This is a genomic window from Streptomyces sp. NPDC107522, from assembly GCF_055657525.1.
Genome location: NZ_JBVKAU010000001.1, coordinates 473,095 through 497,352, shown reverse-complemented (window position 1 = coordinate 497,352; position 24,258 = coordinate 473,095). Strand labels below are relative to the sequence as shown.

The 24,258-nt window shown below is 70.1% G+C and carries 20 protein-coding genes; 7 read left to right on the top strand and 13 right to left on the bottom strand.

Annotated features, from left to right (window positions below; translation table 11 throughout):
* Positions 1–60: 60 nt before the first annotated feature.
* From ACZ7L6_RS02160 to ACZ7L6_RS02135, 6 genes are all read right to left on the bottom strand, one after another.
* The gene (locus tag ACZ7L6_RS02160) at positions 61–1,644 is read right to left on the bottom strand and encodes a glycoside hydrolase family 13 protein (RefSeq protein ID WP_471920024.1); all 1,584 of its coding nucleotides are present in this window, start codon (positions 1,642–1,644) and stop codon (positions 61–63) included.
* 30 nt (positions 1,645–1,674) lie between these two features.
* Positions 1,675–2,535 (bottom strand): carbohydrate ABC transporter permease, encoded by an 861-nt coding sequence (locus ACZ7L6_RS02155; protein ID WP_471920023.1) that lies wholly within the window; start codon positions 2,533–2,535, stop codon positions 1,675–1,677.
* Positions 2,532–3,488 (bottom strand): carbohydrate ABC transporter permease, encoded by a 957-nt coding sequence (locus ACZ7L6_RS02150; protein ID WP_471920022.1) that lies wholly within the window; start codon positions 3,486–3,488, stop codon positions 2,532–2,534. Before ACZ7L6_RS02150 ends, ACZ7L6_RS02155 begins: the two co-directional genes overlap by 4 nt.
* 6 nt (positions 3,489–3,494) lie before the next feature.
* On the bottom strand, positions 3,495–4,835 hold the full coding sequence (locus tag ACZ7L6_RS02145; protein ID WP_471920021.1) for an ABC transporter substrate-binding protein: 1,341 nt from the start codon (positions 4,833–4,835) through the stop codon (positions 3,495–3,497).
* 133 nt (positions 4,836–4,968) lie between these two features.
* The gene (locus ACZ7L6_RS02140) at positions 4,969–5,967 is read right to left on the bottom strand and encodes a LacI family DNA-binding transcriptional regulator (RefSeq protein ID WP_471920020.1); all 999 of its coding nucleotides are present in this window, start codon (positions 5,965–5,967) and stop codon (positions 4,969–4,971) included.
* Positions 5,968–6,184: 217 nt separating this feature from the next.
* On the bottom strand, positions 6,185–6,847 hold the full coding sequence (locus ACZ7L6_RS02135; protein WP_471920019.1) for an MmyB family transcriptional regulator: 663 nt from the start codon (positions 6,845–6,847) through the stop codon (positions 6,185–6,187).
* 222 nt (positions 6,848–7,069) lie between these two features.
* Between ACZ7L6_RS02135 and ACZ7L6_RS02130 the strand changes: the two genes are divergently transcribed.
* Entirely contained in the window at positions 7,070–7,720 is a 651-nt protein-coding gene (locus tag ACZ7L6_RS02130) for a helix-turn-helix domain-containing protein (RefSeq protein WP_471920018.1), read from the top strand.
* A 38-nt stretch (positions 7,721–7,758) separates the two neighbouring features.
* A complete protein-coding gene (locus ACZ7L6_RS02125; RefSeq protein WP_471920591.1) occupies positions 7,759–8,283 on the top strand; it encodes a toxin-antitoxin system, toxin component in 525 nt (174 codons plus the stop codon).
* 222 nt (positions 8,284–8,505) lie between these two features.
* On the opposite strand, the gene ACZ7L6_RS02120 is transcribed toward ACZ7L6_RS02125, so the two are convergent.
* Entirely contained in the window at positions 8,506–9,549 is a 1,044-nt protein-coding gene (locus ACZ7L6_RS02120; RefSeq protein ID WP_471920017.1) for an alpha/beta fold hydrolase, read from the bottom strand.
* A 223-nt stretch (positions 9,550–9,772) separates the two neighbouring features.
* On the opposite strand from ACZ7L6_RS02120, the gene ACZ7L6_RS02115 reads away from it, so the two are divergent.
* Positions 9,773–10,006: a hypothetical protein gene (locus ACZ7L6_RS02115; protein ID WP_471920016.1), complete on the top strand. Its 234-nt coding sequence runs from the start codon at positions 9,773–9,775 to the stop codon at positions 10,004–10,006.
* 17 nt (positions 10,007–10,023) lie between these two features.
* Here ACZ7L6_RS02115 and ACZ7L6_RS02110 read toward each other — a convergent pair whose 3' ends face one another.
* Together ACZ7L6_RS02110 and ACZ7L6_RS02105 are read right to left on the bottom strand one after the other, a co-directional pair.
* The gene (locus tag ACZ7L6_RS02110) at positions 10,024–10,704 is read right to left on the bottom strand and encodes a 4'-phosphopantetheinyl transferase family protein (RefSeq protein ID WP_471920015.1); all 681 of its coding nucleotides are present in this window, start codon (positions 10,702–10,704) and stop codon (positions 10,024–10,026) included.
* Positions 10,701–11,570, bottom strand: coding sequence for a metallophosphoesterase family protein (locus tag ACZ7L6_RS02105; RefSeq protein WP_471920014.1), 870 nt, complete (start codon positions 11,568–11,570; stop codon positions 10,701–10,703). Before ACZ7L6_RS02105 ends, ACZ7L6_RS02110 begins: the two co-directional genes overlap by 4 nt.
* A gap of 310 nt (positions 11,571–11,880) precedes the next feature.
* Here ACZ7L6_RS02105 and ACZ7L6_RS02100 point away from each other — a divergent pair, with 310 nt between their 5' ends.
* Both ACZ7L6_RS02100 and ACZ7L6_RS02095 read left to right on the top strand, forming a co-directional pair.
* Entirely contained in the window at positions 11,881–13,014 is a 1,134-nt protein-coding gene (locus ACZ7L6_RS02100) for an ATP-grasp domain-containing protein (RefSeq protein WP_471920013.1), read from the top strand.
* A 219-nt stretch (positions 13,015–13,233) separates the two neighbouring features.
* The gene (locus ACZ7L6_RS02095) at positions 13,234–14,919 is read left to right on the top strand and encodes a carbohydrate binding domain-containing protein (protein ID WP_471920012.1); all 1,686 of its coding nucleotides are present in this window, start codon (positions 13,234–13,236) and stop codon (positions 14,917–14,919) included.
* Positions 14,920–15,159: 240 nt separating this feature from the next.
* On the opposite strand, the gene ACZ7L6_RS02090 is transcribed toward ACZ7L6_RS02095, so the two are convergent.
* The 4 genes from ACZ7L6_RS02090 to ACZ7L6_RS02075 all read right to left on the bottom strand — a co-directional run bounded on the left by ACZ7L6_RS02090 (position 15,160) and on the right by ACZ7L6_RS02075 (position 21,661).
* Positions 15,160–16,410 (bottom strand): alpha-L-fucosidase, encoded by a 1,251-nt coding sequence (locus tag ACZ7L6_RS02090; RefSeq protein ID WP_471920011.1) that lies wholly within the window; start codon positions 16,408–16,410, stop codon positions 15,160–15,162.
* 4 nt (positions 16,411–16,414) lie between these two features.
* Positions 16,415–19,468, bottom strand: a complete 3,054-nt coding sequence (locus ACZ7L6_RS02085; RefSeq protein ID WP_471920010.1) for an alpha-mannosidase — start codon at positions 19,466–19,468, stop codon at positions 16,415–16,417.
* 91 nt (positions 19,469–19,559) lie between these two features.
* Positions 19,560–20,900, bottom strand: a complete 1,341-nt coding sequence (locus tag ACZ7L6_RS02080) for a 6-phospho-beta-glucosidase (RefSeq protein ID WP_471920009.1) — start codon at positions 20,898–20,900, stop codon at positions 19,560–19,562.
* On the bottom strand, positions 20,897–21,661 hold the full coding sequence (locus ACZ7L6_RS02075; protein WP_471920008.1) for a DeoR/GlpR family DNA-binding transcription regulator: 765 nt from the start codon (positions 21,659–21,661) through the stop codon (positions 20,897–20,899). Before ACZ7L6_RS02075 ends, ACZ7L6_RS02080 begins: the two co-directional genes overlap by 4 nt.
* Before the next feature lie 160 nt (positions 21,662–21,821).
* On the opposite strand from ACZ7L6_RS02075, the gene ACZ7L6_RS02070 reads away from it, so the two are divergent.
* A complete protein-coding gene (locus tag ACZ7L6_RS02070) occupies positions 21,822–22,871 on the top strand; it encodes a carbohydrate kinase family protein (protein ID WP_471920007.1) in 1,050 nt (349 codons plus the stop codon).
* A 67-nt stretch (positions 22,872–22,938) separates the two neighbouring features.
* Complete coding sequence (locus ACZ7L6_RS02065) at positions 22,939–24,219, top strand: ABC transporter substrate-binding protein (RefSeq protein ID WP_471920006.1); 1,281 nt, start codon at positions 22,939–22,941, stop codon at positions 24,217–24,219.
* The last annotated feature ends 39 nt before the right edge of the window (positions 24,220–24,258 follow it).

Here is a 24,258-nt window from a genome sequence, read left to right as displayed (position 1 = left end):
GCACGTACTGCATGTGCTGATCCCTTCGTGGTGGGGGTACGGGGATAGCGGGCCGCGGTCTCAGGCGCGGAGCCAGACCGCGGTGTCCCTCGGCAGCCGGCCCTCGTCGTCCAAGGGGCCGCTGGCGAGGAGGAGTTCCGTGTGGGCGGGCAGGTCGGCGGGGACGTCCGCCAGGTTGACCACGCAGGTCGCTCCCGGCGCGCGGGTGAAGGCGAGGACGCCCTCCGGGGCGGGCAGCCAGCTGAGGGGGGCGTCGCCGAAGACCGGCCGGAGCCCGATCGCCTCGCGGTAGAGACTGAGCATCGAGTGCGGGTCCTCGGCCTGCCGGTCGACCGCATACGAGGCCCAGTCGGCCGGTTGCGGAAGCCACGGCTCCACGCGCGAACCGAATCCCGCGTACGGCGCCCCGGCCACCCACGGCAGCGGCACCCGGCAGCCGTCCCGCCCCGGGTCGGTCCCCCCGGAGCGGGCGTGCATCGGATCCTGGATGCGGTCGACCGGAATGTCGGCCTCGGGCAGACCCAGCTCCTCGCCCTGGTAGACGTAGACCGCTCCGGGCAGCGCCAGCGACAGCAGTGCGGCCGCCCTGGCCCGGCGGGTGCCGAGGGCGAGGTCGGTCGGGGTGCCGAAGGCCTTGGTGGCGAAGTCGAAGCCGGTGTCGGCACGGCCGTAACGGGTGACCGTACGCGTCACGTCGTGGTTGCACAGCACCCAGGTGGCGGGAGCGCCGATCGGGGCGTGTTCGGCGAGGGTCTCGTCGATGGCCGTGCGCAGCCGTCCGGCGTCCCAGGGGCAGGTCATGAAGGAGAAGTTGAACGCCGTGTGGAGTTCGTCGGGGCGGAGGTAGCGGGCGAAGCGTTCGGTGTCGGGGAGCCAGACCTCGCCGACGAAGATGCCGTCGTACGCGTCGGCGATCGCGCGCCAGGAGCGGTAGATGTCGTGGAGTTCGTCGCGGTCGACGTACGGGTGCGGATCCCGGCCCTCGGTGAGGTCCGGCAGACGCGGATCCTTGACGAGGAGCGCGGCGGAGTCGATGCGGACTCCGGCGACGCCCCGCTCGAACCAGAAACGCAGGATGTCCTCGTGCTCCTGGCGGACGGCCGGGCGGGACCAGTCGAGGTCGGGCTGTTCGGGGGCGAAGAGGTGGAGGTACCAGTCGCCGTCGGGCACTCGCGTCCAGGCGGGGCCGCCGAACTGGGATTGCCAGTCGTTGGGCGGTAGTTCTCCGTGCGGGCCGCGTCCCGGGCGGAAGTGGAACAGGGCGCGCTCCGGGCCGCCGTCGAGGGCGGCGCGGAACCACGGGTGCCGGTCGGAGACGTGGTTGGGGACGATGTCGACGATGGTGCGGATGCCGAGCCCACCCGCTTCGGCGATGAGCTTCTCCGCCTCGGCGAGGGTCCCGAACGCCGGGTCGATCGCGCGGTAGTCGGCGACGTCGTAGCCGCCGTCCTTCATCGGCGAGACGTACCAGGGCGTGAACCACAGGGCGTCCACGCCGAGTTCGGCGAGATACGGCAGCCTGGAGCGGACGCCCGCGAGGTCGCCGGTACCGTCGCCGTCGCCGTCCGCGAAGCTGCGGACGTAGACCTGGTAGATGACGGCGGAGCGCCACCAGTCCGGCCGGGCATGGGTGGGCTGTCCCACTGAGCTTCCCTTCTCTTGGAACGGTCGGCGTCAGCCCTTGGTGCTGCCCGCGCCGATCCCGGCGATGATGTGCCGCTGGAAGACCAGGAACAACGCGACCATGGGGCTGCCGGCGATCACCATCGCGGCGATGAGCACGGTCAGCGGGACGTTCTGCGACAGCTGGACGAGCGCCACGCTGATGGGCTGTCGGTCGGTGTCGGAGAAGACCATCAGCGGCCAGAGGAAGTCCTGCCAGACCGCCACCAGGGCGAAGATCGACACCACGCCCAGGACCGGTCGGGACATCGGCAGCACGATCGACCACAGCGTGCGCAGCTTCCCGGCGCCGTCGATCTCGGCGGCCTCCAGGACATCGCGCGGGAGCTGGTCGAAGAACCGCTTCAGGAGGTAGAGGTTGAAGGCGTTGGCGACGGCGGGCAGCCAGACGGCGACGGGGTCGTTGAGCACGCCCAGGTCGGCCACCGTCAGGTATTTCGGTACGACCAGCGCCTGGGCCGGGACCATCAGGGTGGCGAGGATGCCGCCGAGGATCACCTTTCCGAAGGCGGGCCGCAGCCTGGACAGCGCGTAGGCGGCGGCCGTGCAGAACACCAGCTGGCACAGCCAGGCGCCGGCGGCCTGGACGACCGTGTTCCACAGGTGCGTCGGCAGCTGCATCAGATCCCAGGCGTCGGTGTAGCCGCTGAGGCGCCACCGCTCGGGTACGAGGGTGGGCGGGGTCCGCGCCACCTCGTCCGGTGACTTCATCGCGCCCGTCGCCATCCAGTAGACGGGGAAGAGGAAGGCGAGCGCGAACAGCAGGACGGTACCGGTGAAGACCGACCAGTAGACGGCCCTGCCGCGCGGGCGGGCCAGGGTCGCCGGGGAGACCAGGGTCCGCGTGCTCATGCGCTCTCCCCTTCGGTGCGCGTCAGTCGCAGGTATACGGCGGAGAAGGCGCCGAGGAGCGCGAGGAGCAGGACGCTGAGGGCGCAGGCGCCGCCGAAGTCGTTGTAGAGGAAGGCGTACTTGTAGATCAGGTACAGGACGGTCACCGTGGCGTTCTCCGGGCCGCCTCCCGTGATCACGAACGGCTCGGTGAACACCTGCATGGTGGCGATGATCTGAAGGAGCATCAGCATCAGGATCACGAACCGTGTCTGCGGGATCGTGACGTGGCGGATGCGCTGGAGGAGGTTCGCGCCGTCGAGTTCGGCCGCCTCGTACAGCTCACCCGGGATGGACTGGAGCGCCGCCAGGTAGATGAGCACGGTGCCGCCCATGTTGGCCCAGGTGGCGACGATGACGAGGGAGACGAGCGCGGTGTCGGCGCCGTTGGACCAGTTCGAGGTGGGCAGGTGCAGGAAGCGCAGCGCCTCGTTGGCGAGGCCCGTGCCGGGGTCGTAGAACCACTTCCACAGCAGGGCGCTGACCACCGGCGGGATCATCACCGGCAGATAGACCACGACACGGAAGAACGCCTTCGCGTGTCTCAACTCGTTGAGGACGAGGGCCAGTACGAAGGGGATCGCGAAGCCGATCAGCAGGGCGAGCAGCGTGAAGGTGAGCGTGTTGCGCCAGGCCGCCGCGAACTCCGGGTCGGCGAAGACGCGGGTGAAGTTGGCGGTGCCGACCCACTCGGGCTCGCTGCCGGGCGTGTACTTCTGGAAGGCGATCACGACGGCGCGGATCGCCGGGTACCAGGAGAAGAGCGCGAAGCAGATCAGGCCGCCGAGCAGGAAGCCGTAGGCGCGGGCCTGGTCGGCGAGGCGGCGCCGCCTGGCGTCCCCTGCCGGGGGCGTTGCCTGCACGGGGCGGACCGCGACCTTCTCGACGGGCCGCCGCTGAGCCGTCCTGGTCATCGTCCGTCAGCCCCGCGCCAGGATGCCGTCGATCTTGGTGGACGCGTCCTTCAGGAGCCGGTCGATGTCGGCGTCCTCCTTGGTGAGCACGGCGGAGACGACGCCGTCGAGGACGGAGTAGATCTGCTGGGCGTGCGGCGGCTCGATCTTCATGTCGAGGTTCTGGTTGCCGTCGAGGAAGGCCTGGTAGTTCTCCACGGGCACATTGGCGTTGGCCTTCTTGACCTGCTGGTCCTTGGCGTCGGCGGCCCCGGTGAACAGCCGCGGCTCGGGCAGGCCGACCGGCGCGTCCGCCTTCCTGGCGCGGGCGTAGTCGCCGAGGAAGCCGTCGCCGGGGGTGAGGAACATGTGGTCGAGCCATTTCAGTCCGGCGCGGATCTGCTCGGGGCTCGCCTTCTTGTTGACCATGTAGCCGTCGCCGCCGATGAGCGTGCCCTTGCCGCCGGGCATGGGGGCCAGCGCCAGGTCCTTGTAGTCGCCGCCCTTCTCCTTCACCAGGATCGGAATGTTGTCGGGCGCGGCGAGGTACATGCCGAGCTTGCCGGAGCCCATCATCTGCTGGACGTCGTTGATGACGAGGAGCTGCTTGCTGCCCATCGAGTCGTCCGTCCAGCGCATGTCGTGCAGGTTCCGGAGCACGGCGCGGCCCTCGGGGGTGTCGACGGTGGCCTTCTTGCCGTCGGCCGGGACGACGTCGCCGCCCTGGGAGTACAGCTCGGCGGTGAAGTGCCAACCCCCTTGGTTCTGGGCGCTGTAGTCGGCGTATCCGACCGTGCCGTTGCCGAGCCCGGCGATCTTCTTGGCGGCGGCGCGCAGCTCCTCCCAGGTCGCCGGGGGCCTGTCGGGGTCGAGGCCGGCCTCGGTGAAGAGCTTCCTGTTGTAGATCAGGCCCATCGAGTAGCCGGTGCGCGGGATGCCGTAGATCTTGCCGTCGACGGTGTAGATGTCCCGCAGCTGCCGCTGGATGGTGCCGTAGCTCTTCAACTCCTTGATGTACGGCGTGAGATCGGCGGCCTGGTCGATGTCGACGACGTGCCCGGCGTCGGTGAAGTACGTGTAGAAGACGTCCTCCATCTGCCCGCCGGCGAGCTTGGCGTCGAACGTCTTCGGGTCCTGGCAGGGGAACGCGTCGTGGGCCGCGACGTCGATGTCCGGGTTCTGCTTCTCGAAGGCGGCGACGTCCTGCTCGAAGAACCGGCGGTCGACCTCGGCGCTCTTGGGCGGCATGCAGTTGACCGTGATGCGGGTCTTGCCGCTCGCCGAGTCCCCGCCGGATCCGCAGGCGGTGAGGGCGAGGGAGCAGACGCTGAGCGCGGCGAAGGCGTGGCGGAACCCGGTGCTTCTCATGGCTGGACCCCTCTGGGCAGGAGCGGTGGGCGCCGCACACTCAAGCACCGGCGACATCGGTACGCAAGATGTCGCGCGAGATTTGAAATTTTTAAACAGATCGGTGGATCTAACGGGCAGATACCGACGGCACTCAGTGGCGAGGCACCTGTGCCGTCGACCCGCGGACCACCAGCTCCGGCTCGAAGAGCAGTTCCTCCGCGGGTACGGCAGTGCCCGCGATCTGCGCGTTCAGCAGTTCCACCGCCGCCCTGCCCATGGCTTCGATGGGCTGACGGACCGTGGTGAGCGGGGGCTCCGTGCAGTTCATGAGCGCCGAGTCGTCGTACCCGACCACGGAGATCCGCGACGGGACGTCAAGTCCCCTGCGCCGAGCGGCTCTGATCGCACCGAGCGCGAGCGGGTCGCTCGCGCAGATGATGCCGGTCACCCCTCGGTCGATCAGCCGGGAGGCGGCCGCGTGACCGCCCTCGATCGAGAAGATGGCCCGCGCGACGTGTTCCTCGGGCAGTTCCCCGGCGATGCCCCGGGCCGCGGCCAGCTTGCGCGCCGACGGCACGTGGTCGCCCGGGCCGAGCACGAGCCCGATGCGCTCGTGGCCCAGCGAGACCAGGTGCCGCCAGGCCTGCTCCACGGCCACGGCGTCGTCGCAGGAGACACCCGGGAATCCCAGGTGCTCGATGGCCGCGTTGACGAGGACCACCGGGATGTTGCGGTCGGCCAGTTCCTTGTAGTGGTCGTGGGGTGCGTCGGCCTGGGCGTACAGCCCGCCGGCGAAGACGACGCCGGAGACCTGCTGTTGCAGCAGCAGCGTGACGTAGTCGGCCTCGGAGACCCCGCCCTTGGTCTGCGTGCAGAGCACCGGCGTCAGCCCGAGCTGGGCGAGCGCTCCGCCGATCACCTCGGCGAAGGCGGGGAAGATCGGGTTCTGCAGCTCGGGGAGCACGAGGCCGACGAGGCGGGCGCGTTCGCCGCGCAACTGGGTGGGCCGCTCGTAGCCGAGGACGTCCAGGGCGGACAGCACCGCCTGCCGCGTGGCCTCGGAGACACCGGGCTTGTCGTTGAGCACCCGGCTGACCGTGGCCTCGCTGACCCCGACCTTCTTCGCCACCTCAGCAAGTCGTCGCGTCATGCGCGCAAGAATAGCGCAAGAAATGCAAGCCGTTTGCGTAACGTGCGACGCCGAAGCCCGTCCCGCCTACCTGACTGCCGCCAATGACATGCGAATCTGAGCAGTAAGTTCTCACCACACCGCGCTGACGGGGCGCCGTCGGCGACCTGAACGCCGACGGTGCCCCGTTCAGTCCTCGGTGGCGCCGTCGGCGACCTGAACGCCGACGGTGCCCCGTTCAGTCCTCGGTGGCGGGCACCACGCGCAGGTGGGCAGCGCTCCGCCGCACCCCCCGCGCCCTGGGCCGGTCGCGCCGCACCTCACGCAGCACCAGCGTCAGCCGCGTGTACCCCATCTCCTGAAGGGTCCTGGGCGTCTCGTCGACGACCCGGCACTCGGTCGCGCCCCAACGCGGATCGGGATGCAGCAACGGGCGTACGGCACCGTCCTGCGCGACGGCCCGCTCGCCGACCGCACGGATCCAGTGCGGCAGCCCGTGCCGGTAGGCGGCCTCCATGATCGGATCCTGGGCGATCTCCCGGCGGATGGCCTGCAGGCCGTGGTCGTGACCGTGCCGTTCCACCGCCGCCGCGAACTGCGCCAGCATCGGCAGGCACCAGCTGGACTCATGCTCACCGAGGACAGAGCCGGCGTCCGGATGGAAGAGGACGAACCTGAGGAAGTTGTCGTCGGGCATGGCCGTCGGATGCGAGCCCACAGCACCGAAAAGTGACGCGAAAGCGGTGTTGGTCAGAACGACGTCCCAGCGGTGATCGAGGATCACGGAAGGGAAGGGCACGGCCTCCATGAGAGTGGCGTAGTCCCGGAGATACGCCTGGGCCTCGCAGCTCTCGGGGACGGGCCGCGGTACGAACCGCTGCCCACCTGCCTGATATGCCATCGGGAGGTCACCCCTCTTGCCTATGCGGCCTTCACGCGGCGTCTTGATCCTGCTGCCCGGTCCGGACCATGTCAACTATCGTGGCATTCCACGGCTGTTGACGGCTGAAATTGGCCACAGTTGTGGCGAGACCTGGATGTGAGTTCGAACCAGCGGGTAATCTCCACCAAGTTCACGGCAACCGCTTGTGAGAAGCCTGTGAGAGACGTAGGAGATCTGTCGGTGACGGATGGCTTCGAGGGTCCGGGCGCCACCCCGACGGCTGCGCTGCCGGCCGTCGTCGCTCGTGTCACCGCGCTCGCCGACCGGCTCGGCGTGCCGCACGCGGAGGTCTTCGACACCGGCCGCCTGTCCGTGGCCTCCGGCGTACCGGAGCCCATAATCAAGGCCCTACTGAGCGGCCGCCCCGCGGGCGAGCCCGACGTCCAGTCCCGCTTCCTCCAGCGCCTGGACCTGCTGCGCCGCACCCGCCTCAAGCCCAACGGCCGCAAGTACACCCAGCAGGAGATCGCCGACGGCGCCGGCATGTCCCGCCAGCAGGCAGGCGCCCTCATCAACGGCGACCGGCGCCCCACCATGGAGCACTGCGACGCCATCCAGCGCTTCTTCCGCGTGCACGCCGGATTCCTCACGGCCGAAGACCCCGAGGCGCTCGCGGGCGCCCTCCAGCGCACCGAACAGGACCTGCTCCAGAAGCTCGCGGAACGCGAGGCGGCGCAGACCGCCGACGACCCCCTGGAGAGACTCCTGCAGGACCACGGCGTGCGCGGAATCGCCTGGCGGGCCGCGCAACTACCCACGGACCAGCACCGCGACAAGGTCGCGGAGTGGCTGGACATGCTCCTGGAGAGCGTCAAGCGGCCCGAGTCGTGATGCGGGAGAACGGGAGACCTGTGGGCATCGGTAGGGAAATGCGCCGCCTGTGCGGCGAGTTGGTCACGGAGCTGACGCTCCCCGCACCCGCGGCGCCGGAGAAGCTGTACGGCGCCCTGTGCGACGCGATGAGCAGACGCCGCGGCCGCCCCGTCCACTTCCGTACGGCCGCCTTCCCGGCCGGCACGGCCAGCGGCCTGTGGCTCGACATGGCCGACCAGGACCTGGTCGTGATCGAGGAACGCACCGCCCCCGGCCACCAGTTGGTGATCCTCGGCCACGAACTGTGGCACATGAAGGCCGGCCACTGCAGCCACAGCGTCGAGGGCGCAACGGTGGCGGCCCGCCTCCTGCACGACGACGCCGACCTGCGCTCGACGGTCCTGAAGGTGGCCGCCCGCAGCCACTTCGACCAGGCCGAGGAAAAGGAGGCCGAGACCTTCGGGCTCTTACTGGCCAGCAAGTGCAGGGCATGGCTGGCGGTGTCGTCGGTACGGGGACAGCGGGACCACTTGGCGGGGCGAATCGAGGCGTCACTGGGCTACCTGGGCCCTCAAGCCTGACCGCTGTGTTTGATGGCTCGGTCGCCTACGGGCGCTTTCAGCCGGTGTCGAGACGGCGATCGTGCTCAGCGCTTCGCGCCTCCGCGCGTTCGCCGTCTCGACACCGGCGCGCCCTTCGGCTCCCTCCCGGCCGTTGTCGTCGGCCCGGTGCAGGTTGGTGGGCACTTGCCCGACGTTGCGGTGAGCAGGTTGGCCTGCTGATCGTGGCCCGTGAAGTGCGGGTCACGTAGCACTGCGCTCACTGGCCTCCCGCAGATCCCGTTCCACCGCACGGCTGCGAGCCGTGTCCGGCTGCCCCGCCGATGTCCCTGGCCGTCCCGCCCGCAGCAGCTCGCGCCACCTCTCCCGGCTCCAGTCCGCCGGTGCCGTGCTGCTCGTGAACTCCTCGACCAGCGCGACGAACCGGTCCGGGTCGGAGTGGAACGGAAAGTGCCCCGCTCCCTCGAAGATCTCCAGCCGGCTCCCCGGCATGGCCTCGTGCGCTCCGTACGCGTGCCGCACCGGAACCACACTGTCCCGGTCTCCCCACAGCAGCATGGTCGGCATGCCCGCGGTCAGATAGCAGCGGTCCAGCATGGTCACCACCTGCCCCCGCCAGTCGACGACCGCCCGCAGGGTTCGGATGAAGGCGTTGCGCGAGGTCTCGTCGGGCAGCGCATCCACGAGAGTGAGCAGTTCCGGCGCGTCCTGCCCGATATCGGCATCCAGCAGCTTCATCAACCGCACCGCCAGCCCGACTTGGAGCCGCATCCCCGGCAGCCGCAGGGCCGACAGCATCAGGTGGGCACCGGGCAGCGAGACCAGCCGCAGCACGGGATTGACCTCGCGCCCTACGCCCCCCGCGCTGACCAGGAGGAGCCGCTCGGTGCGCTCGGGGAACTGGTAGGCGAACTGCATCGCCACTCCCCCGCCCAGCGAGTGGCCGACGAGTGTCGCCGACTCGATGCCGAGCGTGGTGAGCAGATCGCGCACGCCGTTCGCGTACGCGGCCACCGAGTAGTCGGCGCGTGGCTTGTCCGAGGCGCCGTGGCCGAGCAGGTCGGGGGCGATCACGGTGTGCGTGCGGGCGAGGTCGGGGATGAGCTGGGCCCAGGTGTCGGAGGAGTCCCCGATGCCGTGGATGAGCACCAGCGCCGGCCCCTCGCCGGCCATCCGGAAGGCGCGCCGGTAGCCGTGCACGACGCGGTACTGCAATGCGAGTTCACCGTCGCCCACCGGGCGCAGCCGTACGGCGCGCGCCGGGGGCGGCCCCGGGAAGTCGACCACGCACAAGCCTCCCGCTCCGATGGCCGCCAGGTGCGGCCGAAAGCCCTTCCTTCCAGCGTAGGGCGAGATTCCCACAAGGGATTTCGGGGAGGTTTCGCCTCCGCTAAGCGGGCGAACCGACGTGTAGCCAAACCCGATTGTCAGTGGTGGGCGGCAAGCTGGTGATGCGCCCTCATATGCGGGGGCGTGACGCGATGACGCCGACTTCGGGGAGAGCCGACCGATGCCCACTGCCGTACTGACCGACCAAGAGCGCACCGCCGTCCAGGCTTATCTGCGGCTGTTGCAAACGGTACGAGCCGCGTTCGACGGTCCCCCCGGGACCTGCCGACCGCCCGTCGTCCCGCCCGCCGTCCTCGCCGAGGCGGAACAGGCCCTGGCGGACGCGGGACTGGCGGGCAATGAGGAGGAGTTCTTCCGGCTGCTCCAGAGCTGGTGTCCCCAAGAGGTGGTGTAGGGCGCTGCGACAGGGGCTCAGGTGTGCGGCACGCTCACCGCTGTCGCCACCAGGCCCCGCCGGACCGTCCACCGGCCCTCGAAGAGGTCGACCCGGCGGCCGCCCACCCACGGGCCGGGGACGAGGAGCCGGGCGCGGAGGCCGCCGCTGTACTGCTCACCGGGGTCGGCGAAGACGTCGATGTCGGCCTCGGTGAAGTCCAGCCACTGTCCGGTGAGGGGGAACCACGCCTTGTAGACGGATTCCTTGGCGCTGAACAGGAGCCGGTCCCAGTGGATGCAGGGGTGGTCGTCGGCGAGCCGGCGCAGCCGTTCCGCCTCGGCGGGCAGGGCGACGGCCGGGAAGACGCCCTCCGGAAGCGTCTGGTGGGGTTCGGCGTCGATGCCGAGGGAGGCCAGGTCGGTGGCGCGGACCAGTGCGGCGGCGCCGTAGCCGTCGCAGTGGGTCATGCTGCCGGTGAGGCCGGCCGGCCAGGCGGGGGCGCCGCGTTCGCCGGGCAGGATCGGCCGGGGTGGCACGCCGAGCTTCTCCATGGCGCGGCGGGCGCAGGCGCGCACTACGGCGAACTCCCGGCGGCGCTTGGCGACCGCCTGGAGCACGACCGCCTCCTCCTCGGGGTACAGGACGGTGTTCGGAGGCTCTTCGTCGCCGTACGCCTCGACGGTGACCACCGTGTCCGGCAGCAGGTCCTCGATCAACGGGCCCCGTCCTCCCTGGGCGGACCGGGCAGGATCCGGCGCAGCCGTCCCGGCGGTTCCGGTCGCTTGCGCCACTCGCGGGGGTAGCCCACCGACACCTCCTCGAAGCGGACGCCCTCGTGCCAGGTGGTCCGCGGGATGTGGAGGTGGCCGTAGACCATGGTGTCGACGCGGAACCTGCGGTGCCAGTCCGCGGTCAGGCGGGTGCCGCACCACATGGCGAACTCGGGGTACCACAGGACGTCGGTGGGGTGCCGGTCCAGCGGGTAGTGGTTGACGAGGACGGTGGGCAGGTCCTCGGGCAGTGCGGCGAGCCGGCGCTCGGTCTCGGCGACCCGGGCGGCGCACCAGGCCTCGCGGGAGGGGTACGGGTCGGGGTGCAGCAGGTACTCGTCGTTGCACACGATGCCGGTCCCGTGCGCGTACTTCAGCCCCTCTTCCTTGGTCGTGCAGCCGGAGGGCAGGAAGGAGTAGTCGTACAGCAGGAACAGCGGGGCCACGGCCACCGGGCCGCCGGGGCCGTCCCAGACGGGGTAGGGGTCTTCGGGGGTGGTCACGCCGAGTTCCCGGCACAGGTCGACCAGGTGGTGGTAGCGGTCGGCGCCGCGCAGGGTGACGGTGTCCTTCGGGTGGGTCCACAGTTCGTGGTTGCCCGGCGTCCAGACGACCTTGCGGAAGCGGCCGGCCAGGGTCTCGAGGGCCCAGCGGATGTCGGCCACGGTCTCGGCCACGTCACCGGCGACGAGCAGCCAGTCGTCGTCCGAGTCGGGGCGCATCTTCTCGACGAGGGCGCGGTTCTCCTCGTAGCCGATGTGCAGGTCGCTGATGGCCAGCAGCTGTCCGGCACCACCGGCCGTCGACGTCACCCCTCGCCCCTTTCGATCATCCGGATGGAACCACGAGAACACACGGTGCGTTCACGGTACAAGGCGGGATCACGTCGTCGTCCCGGCGGGCGGTGTGGTGCCGGGGCGCGGGGCGGCCGGACGGTCAGGAATGATCCGCAAATCCGTAACACGTACGTTGCACGCGGCACCCCTTGAAAGCCGTATGATCGCCCCAACACCACCGCTATGAATGCCCCTTCGCACGGGGCGCTTTGGTGTCCCTCCATCCACCCTGCCCGGGCACGGGCCTGCTTCGCCCTGCCCGCGAACCCCGAAAGGACGGCCCTGCATGGTCTCTCGCGTACGCGTCTGGCTCAACCGCACGTACGCGGAGAACGTGTTCTTCATGGATCAGCTGCGGAGAAATCCCAGCGACCGGGCGGTCGAGATCCATGCGACGCACGGGGACGCCGACTCGCCCGTGCTGGCCGCCGCCGACACCGCCGATCTGGAGCCGGAGGGCCTGTCCCCGGCCGCCTATGTCGAGTACGCGCTCGACCAGTGCCAGCGCCGCGGCATCGACGTGTTCGTGCCCCGGCTGCACCAGTCGGCGATCGTCGCGCATCGCGCGGAGTTCGAGGCCGTCGGCACGGCGCTGCTGGCGCCGACGCCCGAGGCCGTGGCGGTCTTCCAGGACAAGGTGATCGCGTACGAGGCCGTGCAGGCGATCGGGGTGCCGGTGCCGCCGTGGTGGCGGGTTCGCACCGCCGATGAACTCGTGGCCGCCGTCGAGGAGTTGGAGGCGGGCGGGCACAAGGCCTGCTTCAAGCCGGCGTCCGGTGCGGGCGGGGTGGGCTTCCGGGTGATCACGCGCTCCCCCTTCTCGCTGGTGCACCTGACCGGGTTCCCGACTCCGTATGTGCAGCTGGATCTGGTGGTGGACGCGTTGCGGCGGGCCGACGAGCCGGTGGACTGGCTGGTCATGCCGCGACTGGAGCAGCCGGAGGTGTCGGTGGACTGCCTCACCGGTCCGGACAACCGGGTGCGGCTGGCGATCGGCCGGATCAAGAACGGCCGTCGGCGTGGGTTCACGCTGCACGAGCAGTGGCTGGAGCCGGCACGGCTGATCGCGGAGGGGTTCGGGCTGCACTATCTGTCCAACATTCAGTTCCGGATGTTCGGGGAGACGCCGGTGCTGATGGATGTGAACACGCGGCCCGCCGGGGGCCTGCATCAGCTGTCGCTGTGCGGGGTCAACGTGCCTTGGCTGGCTGTGCGACTTGCCCTCGGCGATGACCCGGGGGACCTCGTGCCGCCGTTCCTCGGACAGGACTACACAGTCGTGTCGGGGCCGCGGCCGCTCAGGCCGGTGTCCATTCCTCAGCAGCGGGCGGAGGTTGAGGAGCCGTTGTTGCCGGCGATGCCCGCGCCCGCGTCGGTTGACTCGGTCGGGAGTGGAGCGGCTCAGGTACTGCCGCTTTAGGTTGTCTGCCGGGTGCGGGTTGTGTGTGGCTGGTCGCGCACACGCGGCGGAGCCGCATATCGACACAGCCCCGCGCCCCTGAGCGGCATCACCTCATCCCCGGTATGGACCAATCCGGCATCAAGGCTTGACAGCCAGATTGGTCCATACCAACTTGGTCTGCGCACCTCTCTGCACCTCGTGCACTCCCGAACACCCCACATTCCTCAGGGAGATCGCGTGCGCAACCAACCCCTCAGACGTCTCAGACGGCGTCTTCTCGCTCTGCTCGGCTCCGCCGCCCTCGCGGTCACCGGAGCCGTCGCCCTTCCCAGTACGGCCCATGCGGCCAACGTTCTCTCCAACGCCGGCTTCGAATCCGGCGCCCTCTCCCCCTGGTCCTGCACCGGAAACCTCGGCTCGGTCGTCTCCTCCCCCGTGCACGGTGGCTCCAAGGCCCTTGCGGGCGCGGTGAGTTCGAGTGACGCCGCCAAGTGCAGCCAGACCGTTTCCGTCCAGCCGAACACGACGTACAAGCTCAGCGGCTGGGTGCGGGGGTCCTACGTCTACCTCGGCGTGGACGGCGGCTCCTCGACGTGGACGTCGTCGCCGTCGGCGTACAGTCAGCTGTCCCTTTCGTTCACGACCGGCGCCTCGCAGACCAGCGCCACCGTCTACGTCCACGGCTGGTACGCGCAGGGCACCTACTACGCCGACGACATCAGCCTCGACGGGCCCGGTGGCGGCGGCTCGGACAGTCAGGCGCCGAGTGTGCCGGGGAGCCTGCGGTCCACCGGCAAGACGTCGTCGAGCGTGTCGCTCGCGTGGAACGCCTCGACGGACAACGTCGGGGTGACGGCGTACGACATCTACCAGGGTTCGAGCCAGGTGCTCAGCGTCTCCGGTACCAGCGCGACGGTCAGCGGGCTGTCGCCGAGCACGGGTTACACCTTCACGGTCAAGGCGAGGGACGCGGCCGGGAACGTCTCCGCCGCCTCCAACGCCGTGACCGTCACCACGGACGCGGGCGGCGGTGGCGGTACCGGCTTCAAGCAGGCCGCGCCCTATCTGTACCTGGGCTGGGGCGACCCGCCGAGCGCGACCTCGGTGATGAGCGCGACCGGCATCAAGTGGTACACGATGGCGTTCATCCTGTCGTCCGGCGGCTGCAACCCGGCCTGGGACGGACAGCGCCCGCTGACCGGCGGGAACGACCAGTCCGTCATCAACTCCATCCGCTCCGCGGGCGGTGACATCGTGCCGTCGATCGGCGGGTGGAGCGGCAACAAGCTCGGGCCGAACTGCTCGACCGCCGAGGCGCTGGCCGGGGCGTATCAGAAGGTGATCGACGCGTACGGCCTCAAGGCGATCGACGTCGACATCGAGAACACCGACGAGTTCGAGAACGCGACCGTGCAGGACCGGATCCTGAACGCCCTGAAGATCGTCAAGGCGAACAACCCGGGGCTGCGGACCGTCCTCACCTTCGGCACCTCGACGACCGGGCCGACGTACTGGGGCAACCGGCTCATCGAGCAGGCGAAGGCACTGAACGCCGACATCGACGTGTTCACGATCATGCCGTTCGACTTCGGCGGCGGCGCCGACATGTACGGCAACACGGTGAACGCGACGGAGGGGCTGAAGAACAAGCTGAAGTCCACCTTCGGGTGGGACGACGCCACCGCCTACGCCCACATCGGCATCTCCGGCATGAACGGCCTGTCCGACCAGCAGGAGCTCACCTCGCCCACGATCTGGACCCAGATCCGGGACTGGGCGAACTCGCACCACATCGCCCGCCTCGCCTTCTGGTCGGTCAACCGCGACCGGCCGTGCCCGGGCGGCGGCGTGACGAGCAACTGCTCCGGGATCAGCCAGAGCAACTGGCAGTTCACCTCCATCACGGCCGGGTTCACCGGCTGAGGCGACACCCTCCCGGGATTTTTTCCCGGGAGGGTGTATCAGGGTGCGGACCGCGCGCTCATAGGAGTGAAAGGCAACGGGGGAACAACCGGGGGAAGCACCACAACGGGGGAAACACGGGGGACGCACCACCACGGGGGAACGCACCACACGGGGGAGTACGGGGGCCTCGGATCGGCCGGCGCTGTCACGGGGGCGGCGGCCGGCCGATCCGAAGGGAGCCGAAGGGGAGCCGTGGGGTCAGAAGCGGCCCGAGCCTCGGTACAGCTCCAGCTCACCGTCCAGTTCGACCGCGAGCACCGTCGCGTGCGGGTCGAGGTCCGCCTCGGTGGGCGGCTCGATCCAGAGCACCCCAGGTGTCTCGTGCAGGCCGCCGGTGACCCGGTGGGCCAGTTCCCTGCCGCTGCCGAGCACCGTGACCCGGCGTACCGAGCCGAGCAGTCCGCGGACGTTGATCTCGGCGCGCGGGGCGTCGAAGAGCATCAGGTAGAGGGTGCGGCGGTCCTTGGAGAGGGTGCTGGGGCCGTAGTGGTGGCCGGCCGGGAGGCCGCGCACCGTGCCGTACACCGCCTCCGCGTGCTTGGCGATCCAGTCGCCGAGGCCCTCCAGCCGCTCGGCCTGCTCCTGCGGGATCGTGCCGTCCTCGCGCGGTCCGACGCTGAGCAGCAGGTTGCCTCCGCCGCCGATCGTCTCCGTGAAGTAGCGGATCAGCTGGTCGACCGATTTGTGGTTGTGGTCGTGGTGCTGGTGCCCCCAGGAGTCGTTGATCGTCAGGCACAGCTCCCAGGGGCCCTCGGGCGGGACCACCGGGGCGCCCTGTTCGGGCGTCGCGTAATCGCCCTCGCTGAGCATGCGAGCGTTGAAGACGACGTCCGGGACCTCGGAGCGGATCAGCGCGGCCAGCTCCGGGATGCGCCATTGCTCCTCGCTGCGGTCCCACTCGCCGTCGAACCACATCAGGTCCGGCTTGTAGCGTGACGTCAACTCCCGGATCTGGCCGTCCCGGTAGGTCAGGAAGCGTTCCCAGGCGTCCAGGTCCCCGTCCTCGGCCGCGACCTCGGAGTACCGGTTGTCCTCCAGCTCCGGCGGGCGGCCGGGCTTGCGGGTCGAGGCGTAGTCGGGGTGGCTCCAGTCGGAGTGGGAGTAGTAGAGGCCGACCTTGAGGCCCTGCTCGCGCAGGGCGTCGGCGTAGCCGGCGATCAGGTCGCGGCCCACGTTCAGGTCGCCGTACGCGGTGTCCCAGAGGGCCACGCCGTCGTGGTGCCGGCTGGTCAGCACGGCGTACTTGGCGCCGGCCCGCGCGAAGAGCTTCGCCCAGTCGCGCGGGTCGTAGCGGGAGGCCGTGAAGCGGTCGAACTGGGACATGTACTGGTCGTACGGCACGATGTCGTCGTAGAACGACCAGGACTCCTGCACGCCGTCGACGGCGTAGATGCCCCAGTGGACGAAGATCCCCAACTTGGCGTCGGTGAACCAGGGTTGCATGGCCACCCGGTCAGCTCCCCTCGGTGCGCTGCAGCCGGAGCGTGAGGACCTGGAAGGGGCGCAGGGCGACGGCGACCCCGCCGTCCCCCGTGACGTCCGCGTCCTCCAGGGGGCGCTCCAGCAGGTCGGTCACCTGGGCGCCCGCGAGCGGGAAACCGGTGCGCAGGACGCCGGTCGCGCGGCCGCCGCGGGACTCGTAGAGGCGTACGACGACGTCGCCGGACTGGTCGTCGGCCAGCTTGACCGCCTCGACGGTCACGCCGTCGCCGTCGACGGAGACGACCGGCTCGGGCGCGCCTGCCGCATCCGCCACCCGCAAGGGGAGGTTCAGCGCGTAACCCTCGGCTACGGCGTCCTCGATGCCCGCGCCGGGGAGGAGGGCGTACGTGAAGCGGTGCTTGCCCTGGTCGGCCTCGGGATCCGGGATGCGCGGGGCGCGGACCAGGCTGAGGCTGACCCTGGTCGTCGTACCGCCGTCCTCGCGGACCGTGCGGGAGACGTCGTGGCCGTACGTCGAGTCGTTGATCACCGCGACGCCGTAGCCGGGCTCGGCGATGTGCACCCAGCGGTGGCCGGAGACCTCGAAGCGTGCCGCCTCCCAGCTGGTGTTGGTGTGGGTCGGCCGCTGGATGTGGCCGAACTGGATCTCCGCGGAGGAATGCGGGGCGCGGATGTCCACCGGGAAGCCCGCCTTGAGGATCTTCTCGGCCTCGTGCCAGTCGATCTCGGTCTCGAAGTCGATTCGGGGGCTTCCGGCGCGCAGCGTGATCGTCTGGGTGATGCGCGAGCCCTTGCCGAAGGTCCGCTCGACCTTGATCGCCCCGAGCAGCGGGTCCTGTTCCACGACGGTCACCGTGTCCGCGTCCAGCAGGTCCGTGTAGCGGTTCTTGTAGTGCTTGTCGATGTCCCAGGCGTCCCAGTAGTTGGGCAGGTCGGTGTGGAGACGGAGCAGGTTGCCCTTCTCCGCGAGGACTTCGCGGTTCGCGCGGAGGTCGCGGACGGATGCCAGCGTGCCGTCCTCGGCGACCTCCACCCGGACCAGGCCGTTCTCGAGGACACGGCCGGAGACCGACACTGGCTGCGGGGGCTCGGTGGCGGCGAGGGGCGCACTGCCGCTCGCGGGCACCGTCACGTACACCGGTGCGCCGTCAGCCGTGCGGACCACTTCGGCGCGCTCGTACGGGCTCGTGTTGAAGACCCGGGCGTCGCCGCCGCCCAGCGCGGCGACCGCCTCGGCCGTCAGCGCCTCCAACTCCTCGGCGACGCGGGCGTATTCGGCCTCCGCCTCCCGGTGCACCCAGGCGATCGAGGAGCCCGGCAGGATGTCGTGGAACTGGTGCAGCAGGACGGTCTTCCAGAGCCGGTCCAGCTTCTCGTACGGGTAGGCGTAGCCCGGCGCGTGCAGCGCCGCCGTCGTGGCCCACAACTCGGCCTCGCGGAGCCGGTGTTCACTGCGGCGGTTGCCCTGCTTGGTGCGGGCCTGGGAGGTGTACGTCGCCCTGTGCAGCTCCAGGTACAGCTCGCCGACCCACACGGGGGCGTCCGGGTACTCCTCGCGGGCCTTGGCGAAGAACTCGTCGGGGTGTTCGACGACGACCTTGGGCGAGCCCTCCAGGTCGGCGAGGCGGCGCGCCCGCTCCATGATCTCGCGGGTGGGGCCGCCACCGCCGTCGCCCCAGCCGAAGGGGGCGAGGGAGCGCGTGCCGCCGCCCTTCTCGGAGTAGTTGCGGACGGCGCGGTCCATCTCCTCGCCGCTGAAGCGGGCGTTGTAGGTGTCGACCGGCGGGAAGTGGGTGAAGATGCGGGTGCCGTCGATGCCCTCCCACCAGAAGGTGTGGTGGGGGAACTTGTTGGTCTGGTTCCAGGAGATCTTCTGGGTGAGGAACCAGTCGTTGCCGGCGAGCTTGGCGAGCTGCGGGTAGGCGGCGGTGTAGCCGAAGGAGTCCGGCAGCCAGACGCCCTTGGTCTCGACGCCGAAGTGCTCGATGAAGAACCGCTTGCCGTGGATGAGCTGGCGGGCGATCGCCTCGCCGCCGGGCAGGTTGCCGTCGGCCTCGACCCACATGCCGCCGACCGGCGCCCACTGCCCCTTCTTCACCGACTCCTGGATGCGGGCCCACACGTGCGGGTAGTTGTCGCGGACCCACTCGTACTGCTGGGCCTGGGAGCAGGCGAAGATGAAGTCCTCGTACTCGTCGGCGAGCGACGTGACGTTGGAGAAGGTGCGGGACGTCTTGCGCTTGGTCTCGCGGATGGGCCACAGCCAGGCCGAGTCGATGTGGGCGTGGCCGACGCCGGAGATCGTGTGGGCGCTGGCGTGTGCGGGTCGGGCCAGGACGGGGGCGAGGACCTCGCGGACGGCCGTGGCGCTGCCGGGGATGTCGTCCAGGTCCAGGGTGTCCATGGCCCGGTCGAGGGCGTGCATGATCTCGTGGCGGCGCGGTTCGTGCTCGCCGAGGTGGACCATGAGCTCGCGCAGCACCTGGACGTCCAGGTCGAGGTGCCAGACCTCCTCGTCGAGGACGGCGAGGTCGGCGCGCTGGAAGGTGTAGAGAGGCTTGTCGCCCGCCGTGAGGATGTCGCCGAGCGGCGTCGTCTTCGAGAAGTTGTCCGCCAGGATGTCCGGGTTGGAGGCGGCCTCGACCAGGTAGTCGATCTCCTCGCCGCCCGAGACCGGGTTGCCGACCGGCACGTACTGGTTGAGCGGGTTGACCGCCTTCAGGGGGCGGCCGTCGGGCAGGTGGACCAGGGCCTCGGCCTGGTTGCCGGGCCAGTCGCCGACGAAGCCGAGGTCGATGACCGCCTCGACCCGCCGTCCCGCCCACTCGGCGGGCACCCGGCCGCGCATGCGGAACCAGGTCGTGCCCCAGGGCGGGCCCCACGGGGTGTCCATCGCGAAGGGCGTGTACCGGGCGGCCGCCGCCTCCTCGAAGGAGACCGGCTCGCCCGGTGCCTGCCAGGCCTCGACCTCGAAGGGGACGGTGGCGGAGTAGATCGCGGGCTTGATGCGCTGGGTGTGGAGGCGCTCGACGCGCTCTTCGATCCGGCGTCGTTCGTCGTGCATCAGGGTCTCCAGGGAGGGAGCAAGCGGAGGGGAAGCGAGGGGTGGAGGCCAGGGTGGCAGCCACGACCGGAAGCGCTTTCCGGGGCGAGCGCTACCTAAGGTACGCGAGGCCGGGATGGACCCCGGTGTAGCCGTCGACCAGCCTTCGGGCGACGTTCACCGAGTCGACCAGGGGGTGCAGCGCGAAGGCCTTCACCGCCGTCGTGCGGGAGCCGGACTCCGCCGCGGCGAGCACCTCGCGCTCGACCGCCTTGACCGCGCAGACGAGCCCGGTGGCGTGGTCGGGCAGCGGGGCGACGGCGACCGGGTGGGCGCCGTTGGCGTCGACCAGGCACGGGACCTCGATGACGGCGTCGGTGTCGAGCACGGACAGGGTGGCCTGGTTGCGGACGTTGAGGATCAGGGTCGTGCGCTCGTCGCGGGCGATGGCCCGCATCAGGGCGAGCGCCACCTTCTCGTAGCCGCCGGAGAGGTCGTCGGCGTCGCGCTCGCCGGCGCCGGCCGTCTCCCGGTTCTCGGACATGTAGGTGGCCTCGCGCTCGGCGCGGGTGCGGTCCCAGACGTCGAGGGCGGAGACGTCGGTGCGCCGGGCCTCCTCGTAGAAGCGGGCCTGCTGGTCGGCGAGGAAGGCGCCGCGGGTCTTCTCGGCCTGCCGGTAGGCGCGGACGGCTTCCCGGTTGAAGTAGTAGTAGTGCAGGTACTCGTTGGGGATGGCGCCGAGCGACTGGAGCCACTCTGGGCCGAAGAGCTTGCCCTCCTCGAAGGAGCCGAGGAGTTCGGGGTCGGCGAGCAGGCGCGGGAGTTCGTCGCGGCCGGCGACGCGCAGGCCGCGCACCCAGCCGAGGTGGTTGAGGCCGACGTAGTCGATCCACGCCTCGCCGGGGTTCTTCACGCCGAGCACGCGGGCGATACGGCGGCCGAGGCCGACCGGCGAGTCGCAGATGCCGATGACGCGGTCGCCGAGGTGGCGGGACATGGCCTCGGTGACGAGACCCGCCGGGTTGGTGAAGTTGATGACCCAGGCGTCCGGCGCCAGACGGGCCACCCGCTGGGCGATGTCGACGGCGACCGGGACGGTCCGCAGGCCGTAGGCGATGCCGCCCGCGCCGACCGTCTCCTGGCCGAGGACGCCTTCGGCGAGCGCGACCCGCTCGTCGTTCGCCCTGCCCTCCAGGCCGCCGACGCGGATCGCCGAGAAGACGAAGTCGGCGCCGCGCAGGGCCTCGTCCAGGTCGGTGGTGGCGGTCACCTCGGGCGCGTCGGGCACCCCGGCCGCCTGCTCGGCGAGCACGCGGGTCACCGCGGAGAGCCTTTGCGCATCCAGATCGTGCAGCACGACGTGGGTGACCCGGCCCTCGGCGCGATCGCCGAGGAGCGCCCCGTACACGAGCGGCACGCGGAATCCTCCGCCGCCCAGAATCGTCAGTTTCACGCTTGCACCTTTCCTGCCACGACCACCTCGACGCCCGCCTCCTCCAGGGAGGACCGGGTCGCCGCGTCGACCGGCGCGTTCGTCACCACCACGTCCAGGTCTTCCGGACCGCACACCTTGGCCATCCCCGTACCGGGGAACTTCGCCGCGTCGGCGAGCAGCACGACCTTGTCGCCGGCCTTGATCATGGCCCGCTTGACCGGCACCTCGACGACCGTCGTGTCCATCACCTGCCCGCCCGGCCGCACTCCACTGGTGCCCAGGAAGAGCCAGTCGGCATGCAGCTGGCGCAGGTTGTCCTCGGTGAGGAACCCGACCAGGGAGCGGTACTCGCGGCGGACCATGCCGCCGAGCAGCACCAGTTCGATGCCCTCGTCGTCGGCGAGCTCCTCGTAGACCACCAGGTTGCTGGTGATCACGGTGAGGCGGCGGCCGTGCAGCTGGCGGGCGAGGCGGAAGGCGGTGGTGCCGATGTCGAGCAGCACCGACTGACCGTCTTCGATCATCGCGGCGGCGTGCGCGGCTATGGCGTCCTTCTCGGGCACGCGCACCTCGGCGACCTCGGCGAAGGGCTGGTCGCCCTCCTCCGCGACGGCGCCGCCGTGCACCCGGGTCAGCAGCCCGTCCTCCTCGAGTTTGACCAGGTCACGCCTGATCGTGGCGGGGCTCACACCCAGCTGCTCCGAGAGGTCGGTCACGGACGCGGGGCCGCCGGAGCGCAGAGCCCGCAGGATGAGTTGGTGTCGTCGTTCCGCCAGCATGGCGTGAACACTACTCGTCATCTTCAATCATCGCCATGCTCATTTCTGCTCGGGTATTGACCAATCTCGCTGAGCGGCGCACGATTCCGGTCACCGAATTGAAGAGTTTTGACGAGCCCACGCTCTCGAACTCCCACGCTCACGACGAGAGGACGTTGCCGTGGACGACGACCGGCCCGATGTGCTGCTCACCGGGCTGCTCTTCTACGACCTCGTCCTCACGGGGCTCGGGAAGCCGCCGACACCTGGCGAGGAGATCTGGACGCGGGGCATGGGCTGCGGTCCCGGCGGCATCGCCAACCTGGCGGTGGCCGCCGCCCGCTTCGGCCTGCGCACCTCGCTGGCCACGGTGTTCGGCGACGACCTGTACGGCGAGTACTGCCGGGACATCCTGTGCGACCAGGAGGACATCGACCTCTCGCTCTCCCGCACGGCCGACGGCTGGCCGACCCCGGTCACCGTCTCCCTCGCCTACGGCCACGACCGGGCCCTCGTCACCCACGGCCAGGAGCCCCCGTACTCGCAGGACGTGCTGATGGGCGACCCGCCCGAGGCGCGTACGGCCCTCGTGCACATCGAGGCCGAACCGCGCGAGTGGCTCGCCAAGGCCGCCGCGAACGGCACGCAGATCTACGCCGATGTCGGCTGGGACCCCACCCAAAAGTGGTCGACGGACCTGCTCGACCAGCTCGCCCTGTGCCATGCCTTCCTCCCCAACGAGACCGAGGCGATGGCGTACACCCGCACCGGCAGCGCGGTCGCGGCCCTCGGCACGCTCAGCGAGCTGGTGCCGGTGGCCGTGGTGACGCGCGGCGGCGACGGGGCCGTGGCCGTCGATCAGATCACCGGCGAGTACGCGGAGGTCCCGGCCCTGGACGTCGACGTCCTCGACGCGACGGGCGCCGGTGACGTCTTCGGCGCGAGCTTCGTCGCGGCCTCGCTCGGCGGCTGGCCGCTGGAGGAACGGCTGCGGTTCGCCGTGCTCGCCGCCGGACTGTCCGTACGGCACCACGGCGGAGCTCTGGCGGCCCCGGGCTGGTACGGCGTCGACCGCTGGTGGCGGTCGGTGAAAGACCCCGAACTGCGACACGCGTACGCCTTCCTCGCACACCGCGTCCCGGCCGACGTCGGCCCGCCCGTGCGCCACGCCCCCGTCACCCCGCCGGCCAGTCCCGCACCCGTGGGTCCACGCGCCTCCGAACGGCACTGACCCTCTGACCCCCTCAGCACGTCGAACAGCCCCTCAGCACGTCGAACAGGAACAACAGGAGTGACCCGTGGACCTTTCTCGTAGAGGCTTCCTCCAAGCCGCCGTGTTCACCGCGGCCGCGTCCGGCCTGACCGTCGCCTGCGGCGGCGGCTCGGAATCGGGCGGCACCAAGAACGGCAAAGACCTCACCATGTGGTACTGGGGTGGCGCGCTCAGCGACAAGGTGGTCGCGCAGGCCAAGACGCACTTCAGCAGCCAGGTCAAGCTGACCACCGCCTCCATCGGCGGCGACTTCAAGCAGAAGCTCACCACCACGCTCGCCGCGGGCGGCTCCTCCGTGCCCGACATCACCGGCATCAAGGGCGAGGACATAGCCTCCTTCCTGCCCAACGCCGACCGCTTCCTCGACCTGAACGACCTGGGCTTCAAGAAGCTCTCGTCCCAGTACCTGGAGTGGAAGACCAAGCTCGCCCGGACCAAGGACGGCAAGCAGATCGGGTTCCCGATCGACATCGGCCCCACCGCACTCTTCTACCGCGCGGACCTGTTCGACAAGGCCGGGCTGCCGACCGACCCGGCGAAGGTCGCCGCCGAGGCCAGGACCTGGGAGGACTACTTCGCGCTCGGCACCGAGCTGAAGAAGGCGGTGCCCGGCATCTTCCTGGTCAACAACATCAGCTCGGTGTTCAACATCGCGGTCGGTCAGGGCACCAAGCGGTTCATCGACGAGGACAACCACTTCATCGGCGACCAGGAGCACATCCGCACCGCATGGGAAACGGCGATCCGCCCCTACGCACTGGGCATCGACGCCAAGATCAACGACCAGACCTGGAACGCCGCCATCGGCAAGAACCTGGCCACCGAACTCGGCGCCGCCTGGCACGCGCTGGACATCGAGTCGGCGGCCCCCGGCACCAAGGGCAAGTGGCGGGTCTGCGCGAACCCGGACGGGCCGGCGAACCAGGGCGGCTCCTACCTGGCCCTGCCCTCGCAGTGCCGGAACCCCGAAGAGGCGTTCAAGATCATCAGCTGGATCCTCAGCCCGGACAACAACGCCAAGAGCTACACCGACGCCACCATCTTCCCCGCCTCTCCGGCGACGTACTCGATGGCGGCCATGACGGGCCCCGACGCCTTCTTCGGCGGACAGAAGATCATCGAGGTCTTCGGGCCGGCCGCCGAGGCCATCCCGGTCAGCTACGAGGCGCCCGCCGACTCCGCGGTCATGGCACCCTTCATGGCCGAGCTGACCAGCATCGAGGCCAAGGGCAAGAAGCCCGGCGACGCCTGGAAGGACGCTGTCGCCCAAGCCAAGCAGATCGCCCGGCGACAGGGGGTGAACTGAGGTGTCGTCACCTCCGGTCACCGGCCCCGCCCCGGTGCA

Coding starts and splice junctions, on each gene's coding strand:
- ACZ7L6_RS02155 (WP_471920023.1), bottom strand. CDS start 2,535: ATGAGCACGCGGACCCTGGTCTCCCCGGCGACCCTGGCCCGCCCGCGC.
- ACZ7L6_RS02150 (WP_471920022.1), bottom strand. CDS start 3,488: ATGACCAGGACGGCTCAGCGGCGGCCCGTCGAGAAGGTCGCGGTCCGC.
- ACZ7L6_RS02145 (WP_471920021.1), bottom strand. CDS start 4,835: ATGAGAAGCACCGGGTTCCGCCACGCCTTCGCCGCGCTCAGCGTCTGC.
- ACZ7L6_RS02140 (WP_471920020.1), bottom strand. CDS start 5,967: ATGACGCGACGACTTGCTGAGGTGGCGAAGAAGGTCGGGGTCAGCGAG.
- ACZ7L6_RS02135 (WP_471920019.1), bottom strand. CDS start 6,847: ATGGCATATCAGGCAGGTGGGCAGCGGTTCGTACCGCGGCCCGTCCCC.
- ACZ7L6_RS02125 (WP_471920591.1), top strand. CDS start 7,759: ATGCGCCGCCTGTGCGGCGAGTTGGTCACGGAGCTGACGCTCCCCGCA.
- ACZ7L6_RS02115 (WP_471920016.1), top strand. CDS start 9,773: ATGCCCACTGCCGTACTGACCGACCAAGAGCGCACCGCCGTCCAGGCT.
- ACZ7L6_RS02100 (WP_471920013.1), top strand. CDS start 11,881: ATGGTCTCTCGCGTACGCGTCTGGCTCAACCGCACGTACGCGGAGAAC.
- ACZ7L6_RS02085 (WP_471920010.1), bottom strand. CDS start 19,468: ATGCACGACGAACGACGCCGGATCGAAGAGCGCGTCGAGCGCCTCCAC.
- ACZ7L6_RS02075 (WP_471920008.1), bottom strand. CDS start 21,661: ATGCTGGCGGAACGACGACACCAACTCATCCTGCGGGCTCTGCGCTCC.